Source organism: Holzapfeliella sp. JNUCC 80, from assembly GCF_053667655.1.
Genome location: NZ_CM132205.1, coordinates 463,022 through 481,259 on the forward strand (window position 1 = coordinate 463,022; position 18,238 = coordinate 481,259).

General features: G+C 35.4%; 16 protein-coding genes and 1 other annotated feature. Of the genes, 15 read left to right on the forward strand and 1 reads right to left on the reverse strand.

Features of this window, described 5'->3' with window-relative positions:
• Positions 1 to 62 precede the first annotated feature (62 nt).
• The 9 genes from JNUCC80_RS02355 to mreD all read left to right on the forward strand — a co-directional run bounded on the left by JNUCC80_RS02355 (position 63) and on the right by mreD (position 10,469).
• The gene (locus JNUCC80_RS02355; RefSeq protein ID WP_454153208.1) at positions 63 to 1,211 is read left to right on the forward strand and encodes a cysteine desulfurase family protein; all 1,149 of its coding nucleotides are present in this window, start codon (positions 63 to 65) and stop codon (positions 1,209 to 1,211) included.
• A gap of 15 nt (positions 1,212 to 1,226) precedes the next feature.
• Positions 1,227 to 2,447: a tRNA uracil 4-sulfurtransferase ThiI gene (thiI, locus tag JNUCC80_RS02360; protein WP_454142935.1), complete on the forward strand. Its 1,221-nt coding sequence runs from the start codon at positions 1,227 to 1,229 to the stop codon at positions 2,445 to 2,447.
• A 28-nt stretch (positions 2,448 to 2,475) separates the two neighbouring features.
• Positions 2,476 to 2,697 (forward strand) — a binding site (T-box leader).
• Positions 2,698 to 2,735: 38 nt separating this feature from the next.
• Positions 2,736 to 5,378 carry a valine--tRNA ligase gene (locus JNUCC80_RS02365; RefSeq protein ID WP_454153209.1) on the forward strand — a complete coding sequence of 881 codons (2,643 nt, stop codon included), beginning with the start codon at positions 2,736 to 2,738 and terminating at the stop codon, positions 5,376 to 5,378.
• 1 nt (position 5,379) lies between these two features.
• Positions 5,380 to 6,642: a bifunctional folylpolyglutamate synthase/dihydrofolate synthase gene (locus JNUCC80_RS02370; protein WP_454153210.1), complete on the forward strand. Its 1,263-nt coding sequence runs from the start codon at positions 5,380 to 5,382 to the stop codon at positions 6,640 to 6,642.
• Positions 6,643 to 6,654: 12 nt separating this feature from the next.
• Positions 6,655 to 7,314, forward strand: coding sequence for an HAD family hydrolase (locus JNUCC80_RS02375; protein WP_454153211.1), 660 nt, complete (start codon positions 6,655 to 6,657; stop codon positions 7,312 to 7,314).
• A gap of 50 nt (positions 7,315 to 7,364) precedes the next feature.
• Complete coding sequence (locus JNUCC80_RS02380) at positions 7,365 to 7,946, forward strand: JAB domain-containing protein (protein WP_454142927.1); 582 nt, start codon at positions 7,365 to 7,367, stop codon at positions 7,944 to 7,946.
• 91 nt (positions 7,947 to 8,037) lie between these two features.
• On the forward strand, positions 8,038 to 9,036 hold the full coding sequence (locus JNUCC80_RS02385; protein ID WP_454142925.1) for a rod shape-determining protein: 999 nt from the start codon (positions 8,038 to 8,040) through the stop codon (positions 9,034 to 9,036).
• A 43-nt stretch (positions 9,037 to 9,079) separates the two neighbouring features.
• Positions 9,080 to 9,940 (forward strand): rod shape-determining protein MreC, encoded by an 861-nt coding sequence (gene mreC, locus JNUCC80_RS02390; protein ID WP_454153212.1) that lies wholly within the window; start codon positions 9,080 to 9,082, stop codon positions 9,938 to 9,940.
• A gap of 1 nt (position 9,941) precedes the next feature.
• Entirely contained in the window at positions 9,942 to 10,469 is a 528-nt protein-coding gene (mreD, locus tag JNUCC80_RS02395; RefSeq protein WP_454153213.1) for a rod shape-determining protein MreD, read from the forward strand.
• Between the two features lie 44 nt (positions 10,470 to 10,513).
• Here mreD and JNUCC80_RS02400 read toward each other — a convergent pair whose 3' ends face one another.
• Positions 10,514 to 10,627, reverse strand: a complete 114-nt coding sequence (locus tag JNUCC80_RS02400) for a DUF4044 domain-containing protein (RefSeq protein WP_454142919.1) — start codon at positions 10,625 to 10,627, stop codon at positions 10,514 to 10,516.
• A 617-nt stretch (positions 10,628 to 11,244) separates the two neighbouring features.
• Here JNUCC80_RS02400 and rsmH point away from each other — a divergent pair.
• From rsmH to murG, 6 genes are read left to right on the forward strand one after another with little or no spacing between them, the layout of a single operon-like run.
• Positions 11,245 to 12,198 carry a 16S rRNA (cytosine(1402)-N(4))-methyltransferase RsmH gene (gene rsmH, locus JNUCC80_RS02405; RefSeq protein ID WP_454153214.1) on the forward strand — a complete coding sequence of 318 codons (954 nt, stop codon included), beginning with the start codon at positions 11,245 to 11,247 and terminating at the stop codon, positions 12,196 to 12,198.
• A gap of 21 nt (positions 12,199 to 12,219) precedes the next feature.
• Entirely contained in the window at positions 12,220 to 12,606 is a 387-nt protein-coding gene (ftsL, locus tag JNUCC80_RS02410; protein ID WP_454153215.1) for a cell division protein FtsL, read from the forward strand.
• Complete coding sequence (locus tag JNUCC80_RS02415) at positions 12,603 to 14,771, forward strand: penicillin-binding protein (protein ID WP_454153216.1); 2,169 nt, start codon at positions 12,603 to 12,605, stop codon at positions 14,769 to 14,771. Before ftsL ends, JNUCC80_RS02415 begins: the two co-directional genes overlap by 4 nt.
• A gap of 20 nt (positions 14,772 to 14,791) precedes the next feature.
• Positions 14,792 to 15,760: a phospho-N-acetylmuramoyl-pentapeptide-transferase gene (gene mraY / locus JNUCC80_RS02420; protein WP_454142911.1), complete on the forward strand. Its 969-nt coding sequence runs from the start codon at positions 14,792 to 14,794 to the stop codon at positions 15,758 to 15,760.
• Entirely contained in the window at positions 15,761 to 17,134 is a 1,374-nt protein-coding gene (gene murD / locus JNUCC80_RS02425; RefSeq protein WP_454153331.1) for a UDP-N-acetylmuramoyl-L-alanine--D-glutamate ligase, read from the forward strand.
• Positions 17,135 to 18,235: an undecaprenyldiphospho-muramoylpentapeptide beta-N-acetylglucosaminyltransferase gene (murG, locus tag JNUCC80_RS02430; protein ID WP_454153217.1), complete on the forward strand. Its 1,101-nt coding sequence runs from the start codon at positions 17,135 to 17,137 to the stop codon at positions 18,233 to 18,235.
• Positions 18,236 to 18,238: the final 3 nt, after the last annotated feature.

Consider the following 18,238-nt stretch of genomic DNA (forward strand, 5'->3'; position numbering starts at 1 on the left):
AGACGTTCAAACAATTTAGACCAGATTACTGGTCTTTTTTAGTTTTAAAGGTGGATAATAATTTGATATATTTTGATAATAGTTCAACAACTTTAATCAATCCTAATGTGCTAAATACTTACCAAGCGGTTAGTCAAAAGTATTGGTCTAATCCTTCTAGTTTGCACAAATTTGGTGAGAAGAGTTTTTTGCTAGTTGAACAATCTCGCTTACAGATTGCCGATTTGCTCGGTGTGAAAGGTAGCGAAATATTTTTTACAAGCAGTGGAACAGAATCTGATAACTGGGCAATTAAAGGTACCGCCATTTCAAAAAGAAAATTAGGTAACCATTTAATTACCACACAGATTGAACACCCCGCGGTTTTAAATTCAATGAAACAGCTTGAGGAATTAGGATTCAAAGTGACTTATTTACCTGTTGATCAAACGGGCATTGTAAGCCCTGATTCTGTAAAACAAGCAATCACAGAGGATACGATACTGGTTTCGGTTATGGGAGTTAACAATGAAATCGGGTCTATTCAGCCTATTGCTGAAATTGGCGATATCTTAAAAGCATATCCATCAATTCACTATCATGTGGATGCTGTTCAGGCTATTGGGAAAAATTTATGGTCCAAGGTTTTCCATCCACGTATTGATTTAATGAGCTTTTCTGCGCATAAATTTAACGGTCCTCGTGGAGTTGGATTTTTATATAAAAAAGCTAATCGTCAATTGCAACCACTATTAAGTGGTGGTGGACAAGAGCAAAATCTGCGCTCAGGAACCGAAAATACTCCAGGGATAGTTGCCAGTGCCAAAGCATTAAGACTTGCAATCGAAACCCAGAAAAAAACCGTCCAACAAACGGCAGCAATAAAAAAAGAAGTGCTAAACTACTTAACTGATAAACCAGGTATTTCGATTTTTTCACCAGATAGTAGTGAATTTGCGCCACATATTCTAACATTTGCTTTAGAAGGTGTTAGAGGTGAAACACTTGTTCATTTGTTGGAAGAACAAGAGATTTATGTTTCAACAACAAGTGCTTGTTCCAGTAAAGATGAGACTGGATCCGGGACACTGAAAGCAATGGCTGTTGATGACCGCATTGCTCAAGGTGCTATTCGCTTAAGTTTTTCAGCGGATAATACACTGGCTGAAGCCAAAGAATTTATCAGTAAGTTTGAAGAAATTTATAAACGTTTTAAAAATATTAGTTATTAAAAAGGAGCTGCATATATGCAATTCAGTGAAGTATTAGTGAGATACGGTGAATTATCAACTAAAGGTAAGAACCGCCGCGAATTTATTAACCGTCTGCACGGTAATGTTAGTCGCGCGCTACATGATTTGAGTCACCTTGATATCTCAACTAAAAGAGATAGAATGCACATTAAATTAAATGGCGAAAACTGGGAGGTAGTCGACGAAAAATTATCTAAGGTATTTGGAATTGAGACTTATTCACCCGCTGTTAAGGTTTCAAAAAATATTAAAGATATTCAAGAAGCTGCAGTTGAAATGATGAAAGCTATCTATCATGAAGGGCTTTCGTTCAAGGTAAATACACGCCGAAGTGATCATGAGTATGAATTAGATACTAACGAAATTAATCAGCTAGTCGGTGGCAGTGTTACGGATGCACTACCAGATATTGCTGTTAAAATGAAAAATCCAGATGTTATTTTGCGAATCGAAGTTCGTCATGATGCGGTTTATTTATCAAATCAAACAATTAAGGGAGCAGGTGGGTTGCCTGTTGGAACGGCTGGTAAAGCTATGTTGATGCTTTCAGGTGGTATTGATTCACCAGTTGCTTCTTACTTGACAATGAAGCGTGGAATTGAAATTGAAATGGTTCATTTTTATTCACCTCCTTATACAACTGATAAAGCGCTTGCGAAAGCAAAAGCCTTAACTAGTAAACTAGCTGCTTATTCAGGTAAAATTAAATTTATTGCGGTTCCTTTTGCTCATATTCAAGAACAGATTAAACAAAATATTCCAGAAGGATACTTAATGACGGTTCAACGTCGTTTTATGCTGAAGTTGACTGATCTTATTCGTGAACAACGCAAAGGACTAGCAATTTCAAACGGAGAATCAATTGGACAAGTTGCCTCACAAACACTTGAGAGCATGATGGCAATTAACGATGTAACAAATACACCAATTATTCGTCCTGTTGCTACCTTAGACAAGACAGATATTATTCGTATTTCTGAAAAAATTGATACTTTTGATCTTTCTGTTATGCCATTTGAAGACTGCTGTACAATTTTTGCACCGACTCGACCAAAAACTCGACCAAAAACTGAAAAAGCGGTTTTATATGAAAAAGCACTCGATTCAGAAGCCATGATTCAAGAAGCTTTAGATAATATTCAAATTACTGATATTTATCCCGACCAAGACTTCATTTCAACCAATAATCAAGATGAGTTTGAAGATTTACTTTGACATTTGGGATAAATTTAGTAGAATATAGTCAATAGCAACGACCAAGAGGTGTTTTTTCGACTGATAGAGATAAAATCGATGCGCTGAAAGATTTTAAAACAGAAAAGACAAGTAGCTTGCGAGCTGTTTAATTGAAATGAGTAAATTAAACCGGTAAACCCCGTTATCTTTATTGATATAAAGAGGATTCTGTCTGTCATCTGACAAGCAGGGTCAATTTAGGTGGTACCGCGATCAATTCGTCCTAGACATTAAGTTGTCTAGGATTTTTTATTTAGGAGGAATAATATGACTGAATTATCTAAGAAATTCAATCCACAAGAAGTGGAACAAGGTCAATACCAAAAATGGTTAGACGAAGACCTATTTAAACCAAGTGGCGACAAGAAAGCTAAGCCATATTCAATTGTTATTCCACCACCAAATGTTACTGGTAAGTTACATATGGGACATGCATGGGATACAACTTTACAAGATATGATTATTAGACAAAAACGTATGCAAGGGTTTGATACTTTATACTTGCCAGGTATGGATCATGCAGGTATTGCAACCCAAGCAAAAGTTGAAGGTAAAATTCGTGAAGAAGAAGGCCTAACACGTCATGAACTAGGACGTGAAAAGTTCCTAGAAAAAGTTTGGGAATGGAAAGATGAATACGCTAAAACCATCAAAGACCAATGGGGTAAGATGGGATTATCACTTGATTATTCACGTGAACGTTTTACCTTGGACGATGGGTTAAGTGATGCTGTTAAAAAAGTATTCGTTCAAATGTACAACAAAGGTTTAATTTATCGTGATGAATATATCATTAACTGGGATCCAGCTCTTCAAACAGCTCTTTCAGATATTGAAGTTATTCACCAAGAAGACCAAGGGGCGTTTTACCACATTAAATACCCTTATGTAGATGGTTCAGGCTACATTGAAATTGCAACAACAAGACCTGAAACATTACTGGGAGATACAGCGATTGCTGTTCATCCTCATGATGATCGTTACAAAGATTACATTGGTAAAGAAGTTATTTTACCTTTAACTGACCGCAAATTACCAATTATTGCTGATACTTACGTTGACCGTGAATTTGGTACAGGTGCCGTAAAAATCACACCAGCCCATGACCCTAATGACTTTGCAGTAGGTAACCGTCATGATCTGGAACGTATTAATATTATGAATCCTGATGGTACAATGAACGAAAATGCTGGTAAATACGAAGGTATGGATCGATTTGATGTTCGTAAAGCTATCGTAAAAGACTTAGAAGAAGCAGGCGCTTTGTTAAAAGTTGAAGAAATGGCTCACAATGTTGGTCATTCAGAACGTTCAGGTGTTCCAGTTGAACCAAGACTTTCAACACAATGGTTCGTTAAAATGAAACCTCTAGCAGAAGAATCATTGAAAAACCAAGAAACTGACCAAAAAGTCACTTTCGTTCCTGATCGTTTTGAAGGAACATTTACACGTTGGATGGAAAATATTCATGACTGGGTTATTTCAAGACAATTATGGTGGGGACACCGTATTCCAGCTTGGTACCATAAAGAAACTGGCGAAATCTATGTGGGTGAAGAAGCACCTCAAGATGCTGAAAACTGGGAACAAGATGAAGATGTTCTAGACACATGGTTCTCAAGTGCTCTATGGCCATTTTCAACAATGGGTTGGCCAGATGTTGAAGCTAGTGACTTCAAACGTTACTACCCAAATAACACATTAGTTACAGGTTACGATATTATTCCTTTCTGGGTTGCTCGTATGATCTTCCAAGGACTGGAACTAACAAATGAACGTCCATTTGAATACACATTAATTCACGGATTGATGCGTGATGCTCAAGGACGTAAGATGAGTAAATCACTAGGTAATGGTATCGATCCAATGGAAATCATTGAACAATATGGTGCTGATGCCTTGCGTTGGTTCTTATCAACAGGTTCAACTCCAGGACAAGATACAAGATTTAGCTATGACAAGATGGATGCTGCCTGGAACTTCATTAACAAGATTTGGAACATGAGCCGTTTCGTTATCATGAACTTGCCTGAAGGAACAAAGGCTGCACACTTACCAAACCCAGAAAACTTTGATTTATCAGATCGCTGGATTTTTGCTCGTCTAAACCAGACGGTTAAAGATGTTACTCGTTTAAACGATCAATTTGAATTTGGTGAAGCTGGTCGTGCATTGTATAACTTTATTTGGAATGATGTTGCTGATTGGTATATCGAAATGAGTAAAACAATCTTTACAGGTGAAGATAAAGATGCCAAAGCAATTAAAGCGAACCACTTGGTTTACGTTATTGATCAAATTTTACGTTTAATGCACCCAATTATGCCATTTGTAACTGAAAAAATTTGGCAATCAATGCCTCATGAAGGTAAAAGTTTAATGGTTGCAGAATATCCAACAGCACACGCTGAATTCGAAGATAACCAAGCAATTGAAGAAATGGACTTCTTAATTGATGTTATTAAATCAATCCGTAATATTCGTGCTGAAGCCAATGCACCACTTTCAACACCAATTGATTTACAAATTCGTGTAGATGGGGATGCACAAGCTGATATTTTGAATAACAATGCAGAATTCTTATCTCGCTTTGTTCATCCAAAAACAATGGCAATTGCAACTGACATTAAAGCACCAAAATTAGCGCTTAATGCAGTGATTACAGGTGCTCAAATTTTTGTTCCTTTAGCAGAATTAGTGGATATTTCAGCAGAAATTGACAAATTAAATAAAGAAGTTGAAAACTTAAATGGTGAAATCGCACGTATTGATAAGAAATTGTCAAACGAAGGGTTTGTAAGTAAAGCACCTGAAAAGGTTGTTAACGAACAAAAAGAGAAAAAAGCAGATTATCAATCACAATTGGATAGCGTGTTAGAACGTATTCAAGAATTGAAGGACAATCAATAATATGGCAACACCCAATAAACTGACGGCTGATCAAGCGGTCAGTTTTATTCATAATCTCCCGAAAATGCAACGCACTAACTCATTGGCAAACATTAAATTAGTGCTGGATAAATTAGATAATCCACAAAATAAAGTAAAAACCATTCATGTTACAGGGACAAACGGTAAAGGGTCAACTTGCTATTACTTGAGTCATTTACTGACAGCATCAAGTCAAAAAGTAGGGTTATTTGTTTCACCATTTATTATTCAATTCAATGAACGTATCCAAATCAACAATCAACCAATTAGTGACGATGAGTTAGTCAAATTGGTTGAACTAGTCAAATCAGCACTTAATGAAATCCGTGTTCAACAACCAGATTTTGTTGTAACTGAATTTGAATTTGTGACAGTACTGGGCTATCTAGCTTTTGCTAATCATCAAGTCGACTACGCTATTATTGAAGTTGGTATTGGAGGAGAACATGATAAGACGAATGTCATCACACCAGAGCTTTCAATTATTACGTCAATAGGAATGGATCATAAGGCAATTATTGGTCCGACTTTAGCTGATATAACAAAAGAGAAGTCAGGAATTATTAAAGCTAATCGACCAGTGGTTCTGGGTGATATACCAGATGAAATAACTGATGTTCTTCTCACACGTATTCAAGAAAGGCACGCTAAAGACTACTGGTTCAATCAAACGTTTAAGTTAGAAGAAAACGCCTTTAGAACATCAAAAAATAACTATAAAGGGTTAAAGCCTGTTGCTTATGTTGAACAAATTGATATGGCAATAGCGACACAAGCTTATGAATTACTGGTATCTCAAAGACTTCATACGACAGAGGTCGTTGAAGTACTTAACTCGGTTCGTATTCCAGCTAGATATCAACTAGTGAATCAAGCACCCGATATTATAGTAGATGGTGCACATAATGTTGCGGCTGTTAAAGAATTGAAAGATTATTTAGTTACGCATTATCCTAATTCTAAAAAAGTGACAATTTTGACAGCAGTCATGAAAGATAAAGACTATCAAGGCATCTTTAATCTATTAACAGACTACGAAATTAAAGTTACGACAATAGACAATCCAAGAGCAGCCAAACAATCTGATTTTAAAAAATTAAATTTATCCAACTTAACATATGTTGAAGATTATTTATCTTTTATACGGCAATGGCGTCAACAAGCGGATTTAAGTGATACTTTAATTATTTGTGGGTCGTTTTACTTTGCATCTGAGGTCATAAAGTTTTTTAATAAGAACTAAGGGGGCTTTAAGATGTACAGTTCACAATTAGACAAAGAAATAACAGGTGCTATTTTTGATATGGATGGTCTTTTGATTAATAGCGAGGAACTTTATTATGAAGCAGGAATTGCGATTGTCCAAAAGGAGAATCTGCCAATTCCAAGGGATGCTTACCTAGCTATTAAGGGCTATTCATCAGAGAAATTTAAACAATACTATTTAAATTACATTAGTGAAAACACATTTGATGATTTCATCGATCAGACAAATACTTATGTTGAACAGGCTATTCAAGAGGGGCGACTACACTTGATGCCAGGCGCTTTTGAACTTATTGATAAATTAAAACAAGACCATGTTAAATTGGCACTTGCTTCAAATAATCACAAAGTATTCATTAATGATGTATTGGCTAAACTAGCCGTTCGTGATTTCTTCGACGTTGTGTTGAGCCATGAAGATGTTAACCGGCCAAAGCCTAGCCCTGATATTTATGATTCTGCACAAGAAAAGTTGGCAATTCCGCACAATCAATTAGTTGTTTTTGAAGACTCGGGACCAGGCGTTAAAGCAGCAACTTATGCGGGGATTGCTAGTGTATTGATTCCGAATTTGAGGGATGCAACGACAAAAGAACGCCAACTCGCTACATTAACGTTACCTTCTTTAGGAAAATTTGACTGTTGTTGATTATTTTTGCGTAAATAATACTACATTCAAAAACGTTAGGAAGAAGTATTATGGTTAAAGATAAAATTAGGCTAGTCAAACAATCAGATAGAGAACTATTAAAGTTATTTGTCGATCGATTTTTAAACCAAGACAATTTAAAAAATTTTCAGGAATACGCGACTTCGTTATCTTTAATCGATAGTGAGAACAATCAAGACAGTTTGGTTTTTGAAGAAGTTGTTAATCGTTTTAAAAGAGTTCGTTTGAAAAGCTTGTTGAAGTATACTAGTAACGAACTAATGGGTGAGCACCTTCAGGGTTCTTTAGCTCGTTTTAACCAAGAAGTTTTGGTTGTTGTTTTTTTGGATGTTAAAAACTACATCATAAGTGAAAAAGTCGTTTTCAAGGGAACGCTAACACATTCAGTCGTCCACCCAAGAGAGATTTTTCAGCTAGCAATATTGAATCAAAGTGTAAAAATAATTTTAGCGCATAACCATCCAAGTGAAGAGTTAACACCATCACCGTCTGATATTGAATTTTCAAAACAAATGATAGCGGCGGGTGAGTTGGTGGGAATTACTTGTTTAGATCATTTTATTGTTTCTAAAAGCGATTATATTAGCCTGAAATCTTATGATTTTATTTAATTGTTAGTAAACATTTAATATTTCTTTTTCGCGTAAAGTCCTTATGATATACTGATTTAGAATATGTATGCATGAAAAAGGAGCGATTTTATTGTTTGGGTTTGGTTCAAAAAATATAGGAATTGATTTAGGAACTGCAAATACCATTGTTTACATGGAAGGTAAGGGTATCGTTTTAAGAGAGCCTTCTGTTGTAGCAAAGAATATGAAAACTGGAGAAATAGTAGCTGTTGGGTCAGAAGCTAAGGCTATGATTGGTAGAACACCAGGTAGCATTAAAGCGATTAGACCGATGAAAGATGGCGTGATTGCAGATTATGATACAACTGCTGCAATGATGAAATATTTCATGGAGAAAACAATCGGAAATAGCAAGCCCTTTGTGATGGTTTGCGTACCGAGTGGTGTAACAGAAGTTGAAAAACGTGCGGTTATTGATGCCACTAAAGTTGCTGGAGCTCGTGACGCTTATGTGCTTGAAGAACCTTTTGCAGCTGCAATTGGTGCAGGTTTACCTGTGATGGAACCAACAGGGTCAATGGTTGTTGATATTGGTGGTGGGACAACTGATGTTGCTACAATCTCTCTAGGGGGTATTGTGTCTTCACGTTCAACTCGCATGGCCGGAGATCGCTTTAATGAGTCAATTATTTCTCATGTTCGCCAACACTTTAACTTACTAATTGGTGAACGAACAGCCGAAGATATTAAAATTAACATTGCTTCTGCTTCTGTTGAAAAATCAGAAGAATTAGAAGATATGTCAATTAGAGGTCGAGATTTATTAACAGGACTACCTAAATCTGTTGAAATTTCCCCTAAAGATATCGCTGAAGCCATTCATGAGGTGGTTGAAGAAATTATTGTTGCAATTAAAGAAACGTTAGAAGAAACATCGCCAGAGATTGCAGCTGACGTTATTGATCATGGTATCGTTCTAACCGGTGGTGGCGCACTCTTAAATCACTTACCGGAAGTCATTTCTGAAGCAACTAAAGTTCCAGTTTTTATTGCACAAGAACCACTTGATTGTGTAGCTATTGGAACAGGCGAATCTTTAAAGAGCATTGATGTAATGCGCAAAAAATAAAAGCGACTTTAAGTCGCTTTTTAGTGTTTAGGACTAATTGCAAATGAAGAAAATACTAAAGAATAAAAAATTAATGTCTATTTTTGCAATAGTTGTAGTAGTTATCGGATTGATTGTTACTTCTGCTAGTCTGCAAAAAAAACAAGATAAACCATTTTTTCTGCAAACATTTTTAAATGATAGTGTTTCTGTTGTAACGCGAGTTATTAATGTTCCTGTGACATGGTTTAGTTCTGGTGTTTCAACAGTAAACCAGTTAGCTAGTACTTACCAAGAAAATGAAAACTTAAAAAAACAATTAGATGATTTGGCACAGACAAAAGTAAAATCAAAAGCTGTTGCGGATGAAAACGAAGAATTAAAAGAAGCGCTAGATCTCAAAAAAACATTAACCGATTACAAATTAGTTAATGCATCTGTTATTTCAAGACCATCAGCGACTTGGTCTAATCTCGTGATTATTGATCAAGGAAGCCAAAGTGGTATCGAAAAAGGAATGACCGTTATGGCAGATAAGGGTGTTGTTGGTCGTGTTTTAGAAGTTGACAGTATCAGCTCAAAAGTTGAACTGATTTCAACGACATCACGTTCGTCCAATCGTTTTTCTGTTCAAACTAGTACCGATAATAGATTAGACAGTAATATCGGTGTGATATCTGGTTATGATACCAAGACGGGAACACTATCAATGACGCAAGTTAGCTCAGGCAATGAAATTAAACCGGGAACACAAGTTTACACTAGTGGATTAGGTGATGCTTCACCTAAAGGATTATTGGTTGGTACAGTTGAAAAATCTGATGCGGGCGACTATGGATTTTCAAATATTATCAAAATTAAACCGGCTGCTAATATTAATAATTTTTCAATAGTTTCGGTGGTGTTAAGAAGTGTGGACCGATAGTATGGAAATATTAAAAAAATGGACCTTGCCGTTGTTACTTTTGTTTTTTTTGATACTAGATGGTGTGTTATCAAAATCTTTAGCGCCTTTGTTAGGAGACAATTCAATTATCGTTTCAACACAGTTTTTTCTAGTTTTCCAATCGCTAATTGCTTTTTATAATACAAACAATAATTATTGGATATACATTATGATTGCTATGGGATTCATTAGCGATATATTTTATTTTGGCTTACTTGGGATTAATGCTTGCTTATATACTGTTGTTTTTTACATTGTTCAAATTAATGCTAAAAGGTTTCCAGATATCAAGTTGGCTAGAGGTTTTATTGCGCTATTGAGTTCTTTAGGATACCAAGTTGCACTTGGTGTTATGATGGTTGTTTTTAGAATACAAACTAAGTCAGGTTTTGTACACGGCTTACCTATGATTTTAAAAACCGCAGTATTAACAGTTATCTTGTTTTTAATTTTTGACAAATTACTTGTTTCATATATAAAAAAATATCCGTTTATCAAATCAACATAAAAAGCAAGTATCCTACGTGCATTCGGATACTTGCTTTTTATATGCTATCTAAAAATTTGAGAAAAGATAGGAATGATTATTCCAGCTAACATTAGCAATGCCATGAAAATAGCAACAACAATCGTTACTTTCTGGAACGGACTCTTTTTTTTATTCATATGAAAAACTCCTTTGTTAATTGAAATTGTAACTTATGAAATAATGAATTGCAATCCGTTGCAATAATAGTGAACAGAACTAACAAAAAATAAAAAAGTAAGGGGGAATTTTTTTGGTTTTTATTATCATTGTAACAGGATTAATAGTTTCGTATTTTGCAGAAATGATGTTAAAGAACAATCATTATTTTAGTGGTTATGATATTTTTTCGGTTTTTGCTTGGACTGCAACTATTAATTTATCATTTGAAAACAATTTTATTCATGCTGTGCCGATTATTTTAATCGTGTTGGCAGCTTCACTATGCGTTTACGCTGTTTATACAGCGGTCGTCAATCGGAACATTTATATGAAAGTCTTTTTATCTAAATTTTGTCGATTTCAGTCGCTTTTATCAATAGTTTGTTTGCTATTAATAAGTGTTTTGATTATAGTTCACAAATTTTCTTAAATAAATAATATAATATAACAGCAAATGTATAAAACGACTAGTCTAAAGCCTTAATTTATGGTAAATTTGAGGTACTAGAGAGCATTTTTGCAAACAAATTTGATGAATTTAATTTGATGTAAAGATGAAACTCAATTAAACTAAAGAGATTTGGAATTAAAAACTATGACATTTAATCACACAACAGTATTATTACACGAAACAATTGATCAACTTAAACCTAAAAACAAAGGGACCTATGTCGATTGTACTTTTGGTGGTGGTGGTCATACTAAATACTTATTATCGCAAATACAAGAGGCATCAGTGTATGGCTTTGATCAAGATTTAATGGCTTTAGACAAGGCTAAACAGGTTTACGACAATTATTTAGATGTGGATACCAACGAACAAGGGTCACAATTAAATTTGATTCACTCTAATTTTGAAAATATTAAAGAACAGCTTAATCAAAGAGGCGTTGAGCAGGTTGATGGTATTTACTATGACTTAGGTGTTTCGTCTCCTCAATTTGACATTCCTGAAAGAGGCTTCAGCTATAGATATGAAGCTAGATTAGATATGAGAATGGATCAAACACAAGAATTAGATGCTTATCAGATTGTTAACTTTTGGAAGTTTCAAGATTTAAATCGCATTCTAAGACGTTATGGTGATGAAAAATTTGCTAAAAACATTGCCAGAAATATCGAAAAGCAAAGAGAAATTGCGCCAATTGAAACTACAACGCAACTGAGCGAGATTATCAAGGAATCTATTCCAGCTTTTGCTAGAAGACATGGTGGTCATCCAGCTAAGAAAAGCTTTCAAGCAATTAGAATTGCGGTTAATCACGAACTCGAAGCCTTAGAAAAATCATTAGAAGATGCTATTTCACTGCTTAAACCAGGTGGAAGGATTAGTGTAATATCGTTCCACTCTTTAGAGGACCGCATTGTTAAAAATATATTTAAAGAACATTCAGAAGTTGATGTTCCAGGCAATATGCCGATTATACCTGATCATCTTAAGCCGGAATTAAAACTAGTGACTCGAAAGCCGATTACTGCAACTGAAACTGAACTTCAAAGTAATAATCGTGCGCACAGTGCTAAGTTACGTGTTGCCGAAAAGATGTAATAAGGAGAGGAATTGGATATTATGGCAGATAGTCCACTAAGAGAACATAGCTATGATTATGATCGTGTTAAACAGCCTGCTAATTTTAAAATGAAAACCCAAAGCCAACAAAATCAAACCAATAAAAAACAGTCAGTAAAACATACTGCCAGCGAAAAAATGATGCTGCTAGGATTAGGAATTACAGGTTTTGTTGCAATGATTGCTTTGGTCTTCACAAGTGTACTCAGTACACAAGCACAGCAACACTTACAAAGTGTGAACAGTTCAATCACACAGGCGCAAAATAAGAATATTGATTTACAGCAAGATATCGGTGAACTAACTAATAATCAAAAATTGGCTAGTGTTGCCCAACAAAATCAACTTCAATTAATTGAAGGTAATATAAGGAATATTCAAAAATGAGCATGAAACCTAATAAAAACAAATCATCAACAGAAAGTACGAAAGCTAAGAAATACAGTAGAGCTATGGGAATCTTTTTAGAGCTGGTTGTTTTTTTAGTTTTCGTCATTTTTGCGTTAAGATTTGTTTATATTACAACTGTCGGAAAAGTCGACGGTCAGAATTTAGGACAATTGATTAAAAATGCCTATGATAGAACGTTGACTGAAAAAGCAAATAGAGGAACTATTTATGATAACAATAATCAGGTTATCGCGACTGATTCAAGATTATATTCTATCTATGCAGTTTTAAGTGAAACGCAAGTTTCAATAGATAAAAAAACACCTCTATATGTTGTGAATAAAGAAGAAACCGCTGAGAAATTAAGTAAAGTGTTACCCGCTTCAAAAGAACAGTTGCTTAATTATTTAAACACAAAAAACGCATTTCAAGTTAGTTTTGGTGTAGCCGGTATGAATCTATCTTTACAGATGAAAAAGCAAATCGAAGAATTGCAACTACCGGGAATTAATTTTACAGAAACACCGTCCAGACTCTATCCTAATGGTATTTTTGCTTCTAATATTGTCGGCTTAACTCAACTTAATACGAACGAAAATAACAGCCAGTATTTAACGGGGAACATGGGCATTGAACAATTCATGAATGATACTTTGAAAGGAATTGATGGTGTTAAAAAAGCACTGGTTGACGCGAGAGGGTATGAAATGCCGGGTAGTCAACAAGAAATTCAAAAAGTATCCAACGGAAGCGATGTTCATTTGACAATTGATAGCCGACTTCAAAGTTACTTAGAAGAGCTATTAACGGATACACAAAACAAGTATGAGCCTTTAGGAATGAATGCAATTTTGATGGAATCAAAAACTGGTAAAATTCTTGCGGCGTCTCAAAGGCCTACTTTTAATCCTACAACGAAAGATAATCTGAACAATTCGTGGCGTAATACATTGGTTGAAGACGGATATGAGCCGGGTTCTGTTATGAAGATATTGACATTAGCGGCGGCTATTCAAAATGGAACGTATAATCCAAATGAATATTATCAATCTGGTGCAGTTAATGTGAATGGTTCTGTCATCCGTGACTGGAACTGGTCTGGTTGGGGGAGTATCCCACTATCGCAAGCTTTTCCAAGGTCAAGTAACGTCGGAATGGTCAAACTTGAACAGCAAATGGGAAGTACTGTATTTAATGATTATCTGAAAAAATTTCAAATTAATCAAAAAACTGGTATTACGCTACCTGGTGAGGTTGTCGGAAGTCGTCAATCCAAGACAGACTTAGATTTTGCGATTAATTCCTTTGGACAAGGTATTAATGTAACAGCTGTTCAAATGATGCAAGCATTTAGTGCAATTGCAAACAAGGGTCAAATGGTTAAACCACAAATAATTGATCACGTTACAAATCCTAATACGGGCGAGAACAGTAGCCAATACCAAGTTCAAAATGTTGGTGAACCCGTTATTTCTGAACAAACAGCTAGTCAAGTTCTGTCAGCTATGAAGGATGTTGTTTATCAAAATTATGGAACAGGGACAGCATACAAAGTTCCTGGATTTGATATTGCTGCTAAAACAGGGACCGCACAAATTGCGAACCCTAATGGCGGAGGCTACCTAACTGGAAGTAATAACTATATTTTCTCAGTTGTTGGAATGGCACCTGCTGATGATCCAAAATACACCTTGTATATCACTGTTAAGCAACCACAGAAAATGACTGCAGCTGCTGAAACAATAATGTCAAATATTTTTAAACCACTGATGACACGTGTATTGAGCTCAACGAATACAGCACCTACTTCCGTAAGTGTTCCTGATTTCACAGGTAAGACAATAGCGGAAGCTGCTAGCTTGAGTAAGACAGCTAATGTTACGCCTGTTGTATTAGGTGATGGTCAACAAATTGTTCGTCAAAGTTTACAACCTTCAACAATGGTTTCAACGTCTAAGAAATTGTTGCTATTAACTAATGGTGCGTTAACAATGCCTGACATGACTGGATGGGATAAAGATACTGTTGATGAATTTGCAACACTTACAGGACAAAAGATTAACTTTAATAGTCAAAGTTCAAATGGTTCTGTCACAGCGCAATCAGTCGCTAAAGGGCAAGCTTTAACGGATAATGGTCAAATAACTGTAACACTAAAATAAAAGATAGGTTGGGGAATTAAATGTTTAATGCTAGTGTGGCTTTCTTAATCATACTTACCATCTTAGGTATGTGTGTGATTATGCCATCTTATATCAGTTACTTAAGAAGACACAAAGAGGGACAACAAATTAGAGAAGAAGGGCCTAAATGGCACGAGAAAAAAGCAGGAACACCGACAATGGGAGGATTAGTCTTCTTAGTTGTTACGGCTGTTTTTTCTTTTGTTTATCTAAGTCTATTTCATACAGTGACGAGTGCTTTTTATGTTTTGCTCGTGATTTTATTGGTTTACGGTTTAATTGGATTTTTTGATGACTTTATCAAAGTTTTCAAAAAACAAAATTTAGGATTAAAAGCCTACCAAAAATTTGCACTACAAGTTTTAGCAGCGGTCATTAGTTTGACTATTGCGACATCTACTGGAATTTTACCTAACTTACAATTACCAATCATTGGTTCAGTTTCATCACTTGTTGTTCTATTTGTTTTCTATACAATTTGGATTGTTGGTTTTTCAAATGCGGTGAATCTTTCTGATGGGCTAGACGGGCTAGCAACAGGTTTGAGTATTATCGCCTTTGGTACATACGCTGTTATTGCTTATAATCAAAACAATTTAAGTGTCTTTATTTTTATTATGACTTTAATCGCTGCTTTAATTGGGTTTATGGTCTTCAACAAGAAACCTGCTAAAATATTCATGGGTGATGTTGGCTCATTAGCATTAGGTGGAATTTTAGCGACAGTCTCGATTTTATTAGATCGTCCATGGTCATTGCTAATCATCGGAATCGTATTTGTTTTGGAAACATTAAGTGTGATTTTACAAGTTTCTTATTTCAAAATGACTCGTAAGAGACTATTTAAAATGTCGCCTATCCATCATCATTTTGAAATGCTAGGTATGAATGAATGGCAAGTTGATGGTTTGTTCTGGGCAGTTGGTCTAGTTGCTTCAATTTGTTATTTGATTTTTGGGGGAATTTAAATTTTGGAAAATGCAGATTACAAAAACAAAACCGTTTTAGTTTTAGGCATGGGTAAAAGTGGTTACTCCGCTGCTAATGTCTTGTTAGACTTAGGTTGTAAGGTCTTTTTGAATGAATCAAAAGATTTATCGAATGATGTTGATGCCAAAAGGTTACAATCAAGAGGTGTAAACATCCGTTCGGGGGAATTAGCGCTTGATTGGTATGATAACTATGGCTTTGAAGTTATCGTGAAAAGCCCAGGAATCTCATATGATAATCCTATGGTAGAAGAAGGATTAAAGCGAGCTATTCCAATTATCACGGAACCAGAAATAGGATTTTCTATTTGTAAAGCTAAGATTATTGGTATAACAGGATCTAACGGTAAAACGACAACAACGACACTAGTTGCGGATATGTTAAACAATGGTCTTGAAAAAGGGCGTGCTTATGCTGTAGGAAATATTGGTGTACCTGTTTGTGATATTGTTCAAAAAGCAACAGAAGATGATGTTTTGGTAACAGAGCTATCAAGTTTTCAATTGATGGGTATGCCATCAGTTAAACCTGATATTGCGGCAATTATTGATATTTACCCAACACATTTGGATTATCATAAAACCTTTGATAATTACGTAAATGCTAAACTGTCTATTACTAAGAATCAATCTGCAGAACAGTTCCTTTTAGTTAATCAAGATCAATCCGATATTTTAAAAATTGAAGAAGAACGTAGTCAAGCGACACTAGTACCAATTAGTTTGGAAGCTAAGTTGCAATCTGCAATTTCAATTGAAGATAATTGTTTACAGTACAGAGGTGAACCAGTTATTGATATTGATGAAATCAAATTACCTGGGCAACACAACTTACAAAACATCAGTTTTGCAGTGGCAATAGCTAAGTTAATGAGTATCGAGAACTCAGCTATTCAAAAAACATTGACAACCTTTACTGGTGTTAAACACCGATTGCAATATGTTGATGAAATTGCTGGCCGAAAAGTTTATAATGACTCAAAGGCCACGAACATTGAGGCTGCTTTGGTAGCAATCAATTCATTTAATAATCCAGAAGTACTGATTGCTGGTGGATTAGATCGCGGATTTGAATTTGATGATTTGGTTACAGCATTAAAAGAACATGTCAGCAAGATTGTTTTGTATGGTGAAACCAAAGAATTAATGGCAAAAGCTGCTAAGCAAGCAGGGCTGTCTGATATTAGTATCGTTGATACTTTAGAGCAAGCTGTACCGCTAGCATTTGAAAAGAGTGCTCCTGGGGAAGTTATTTTATTTTCACCAGCTGCAGCAAGCTGGGATCAGTTCAAGAGTTTTGAAGAACGTGGCGATTGTTTTATAAAATATGTTAAGAGTTTGGTGGTAAATTAAATGCGAGTATTAGTTACTGGTGGCGGAACCGGTGGTCATATCTATCCAATGCTAGCTTTGATAAAAAGAATGAAAGAACGCGGCGAATTAGAAGATGTTCTTTTTGTAGGTAGTCAAAGAGGATTAGAAAGTGACTTAGTTCCAAAAGAAGGCATAGACTTCAAGTCATTAGAAATTCAGGGATTCAAGCGTAAATTGACTTTAGATAATTTTAAAACATTGAATCTTTTCTTTAAGAGCGTACGCGAAGCAAAGAAAATAATTAAAGAGTTCAAACCTGATGTTGTGATTGGAAGCGGGGGATATGTGAGTGGCGCTGTGGTTTATGCTGCTTCAAGACTCAAAGTCCCTACTATTATTCATGAACAAAATTCAGTTGTGGGGATTACTAATAAATTTTTATCCCATTTTGCAACTAAGATAGCGTATGTTTTTGACGGTGCAGCTTCTCAATTCTCACAAAAGAAAAAACTAGTCAAAACAGGTAATCCTCGTTCACAAGAAGTTGCTGAAATGACAGAATTTGCTCGGTTGACAGACTTTGGTTTAGAAAACGATGTCCCAACTGTTTTAGTTTTTGGTGGATCACAAGGATCTAAAGCTATTAATGACAAAGTTTTAGACACGCTTGATGTTTTGAATCAAAAGCCTTATCAAGTCATGTTTGTGACAGGTCGTCATTACTATAATGAAGTGAAAGAAACAATAGCTAAAGAACAATTAGATGTTCAAGATAATATTGTGATTATGCCATACATTGATAATATGACAGCGATTTTACCAGAGATAACAGCCGTTGTTTCACGTTCAGGTGCAACAACAATAGCCGAATTAACAGCCGTTGGCACACCATCTATTTTGATTCCAAGTCCTAACGTAACGCATGATCATCAAACTAAAAATGCACAGGATTTAGAAAAAACAGGGGCAGCAGTTGTTTTAGCTGAAAGTGATTTGAATGATTACAACTTTGTTAGCTCAATTGATCATATTTTACTGGATGCTTCTTATGCTAAAAAAATGTCACTGGCTGCTAAAAAACATGGTATTAATGATGCAAGTGATAGATTAATTGAATTAATGCACGATATTACGAAATAAAAT

Bases quoted from the DNA above. Each gene is read 5' to 3' on its own strand.
- thiI (WP_454142935.1), top strand. From the start codon at position 1,227: ATGCAATTCAGTGAAGTATTAGTGAGATACGGTGAATTATCAACTAAA.
- JNUCC80_RS02365 (WP_454153209.1), top strand. From the start codon at position 2,736: ATGACTGAATTATCTAAGAAATTCAATCCACAAGAAGTGGAACAAGGT.
- JNUCC80_RS02370 (WP_454153210.1), top strand. From the start codon at position 5,380: ATGGCAACACCCAATAAACTGACGGCTGATCAAGCGGTCAGTTTTATT.
- JNUCC80_RS02375 (WP_454153211.1), top strand. From the start codon at position 6,655: ATGTACAGTTCACAATTAGACAAAGAAATAACAGGTGCTATTTTTGAT.
- JNUCC80_RS02380 (WP_454142927.1), top strand. From the start codon at position 7,365: ATGGTTAAAGATAAAATTAGGCTAGTCAAACAATCAGATAGAGAACTA.
- mreC (WP_454153212.1), top strand. From the start codon at position 9,080: ATGAAGAAAATACTAAAGAATAAAAAATTAATGTCTATTTTTGCAATA.
- mreD (WP_454153213.1), top strand. From the start codon at position 9,942: ATGGAAATATTAAAAAAATGGACCTTGCCGTTGTTACTTTTGTTTTTT.
- JNUCC80_RS02400 (WP_454142919.1), bottom strand. From the start codon at position 10,627: ATGAATAAAAAAAAGAGTCCGTTCCAGAAAGTAACGATTGTTGTTGCT.
- rsmH (WP_454153214.1), top strand. From the start codon at position 11,245: ATGACATTTAATCACACAACAGTATTATTACACGAAACAATTGATCAA.
- ftsL (WP_454153215.1), top strand. From the start codon at position 12,220: ATGGCAGATAGTCCACTAAGAGAACATAGCTATGATTATGATCGTGTT.
- JNUCC80_RS02415 (WP_454153216.1), top strand. From the start codon at position 12,603: ATGAGCATGAAACCTAATAAAAACAAATCATCAACAGAAAGTACGAAA.
- mraY (WP_454142911.1), top strand. From the start codon at position 14,792: ATGTTTAATGCTAGTGTGGCTTTCTTAATCATACTTACCATCTTAGGT.
- murG (WP_454153217.1), top strand. From the start codon at position 17,135: ATGCGAGTATTAGTTACTGGTGGCGGAACCGGTGGTCATATCTATCCA.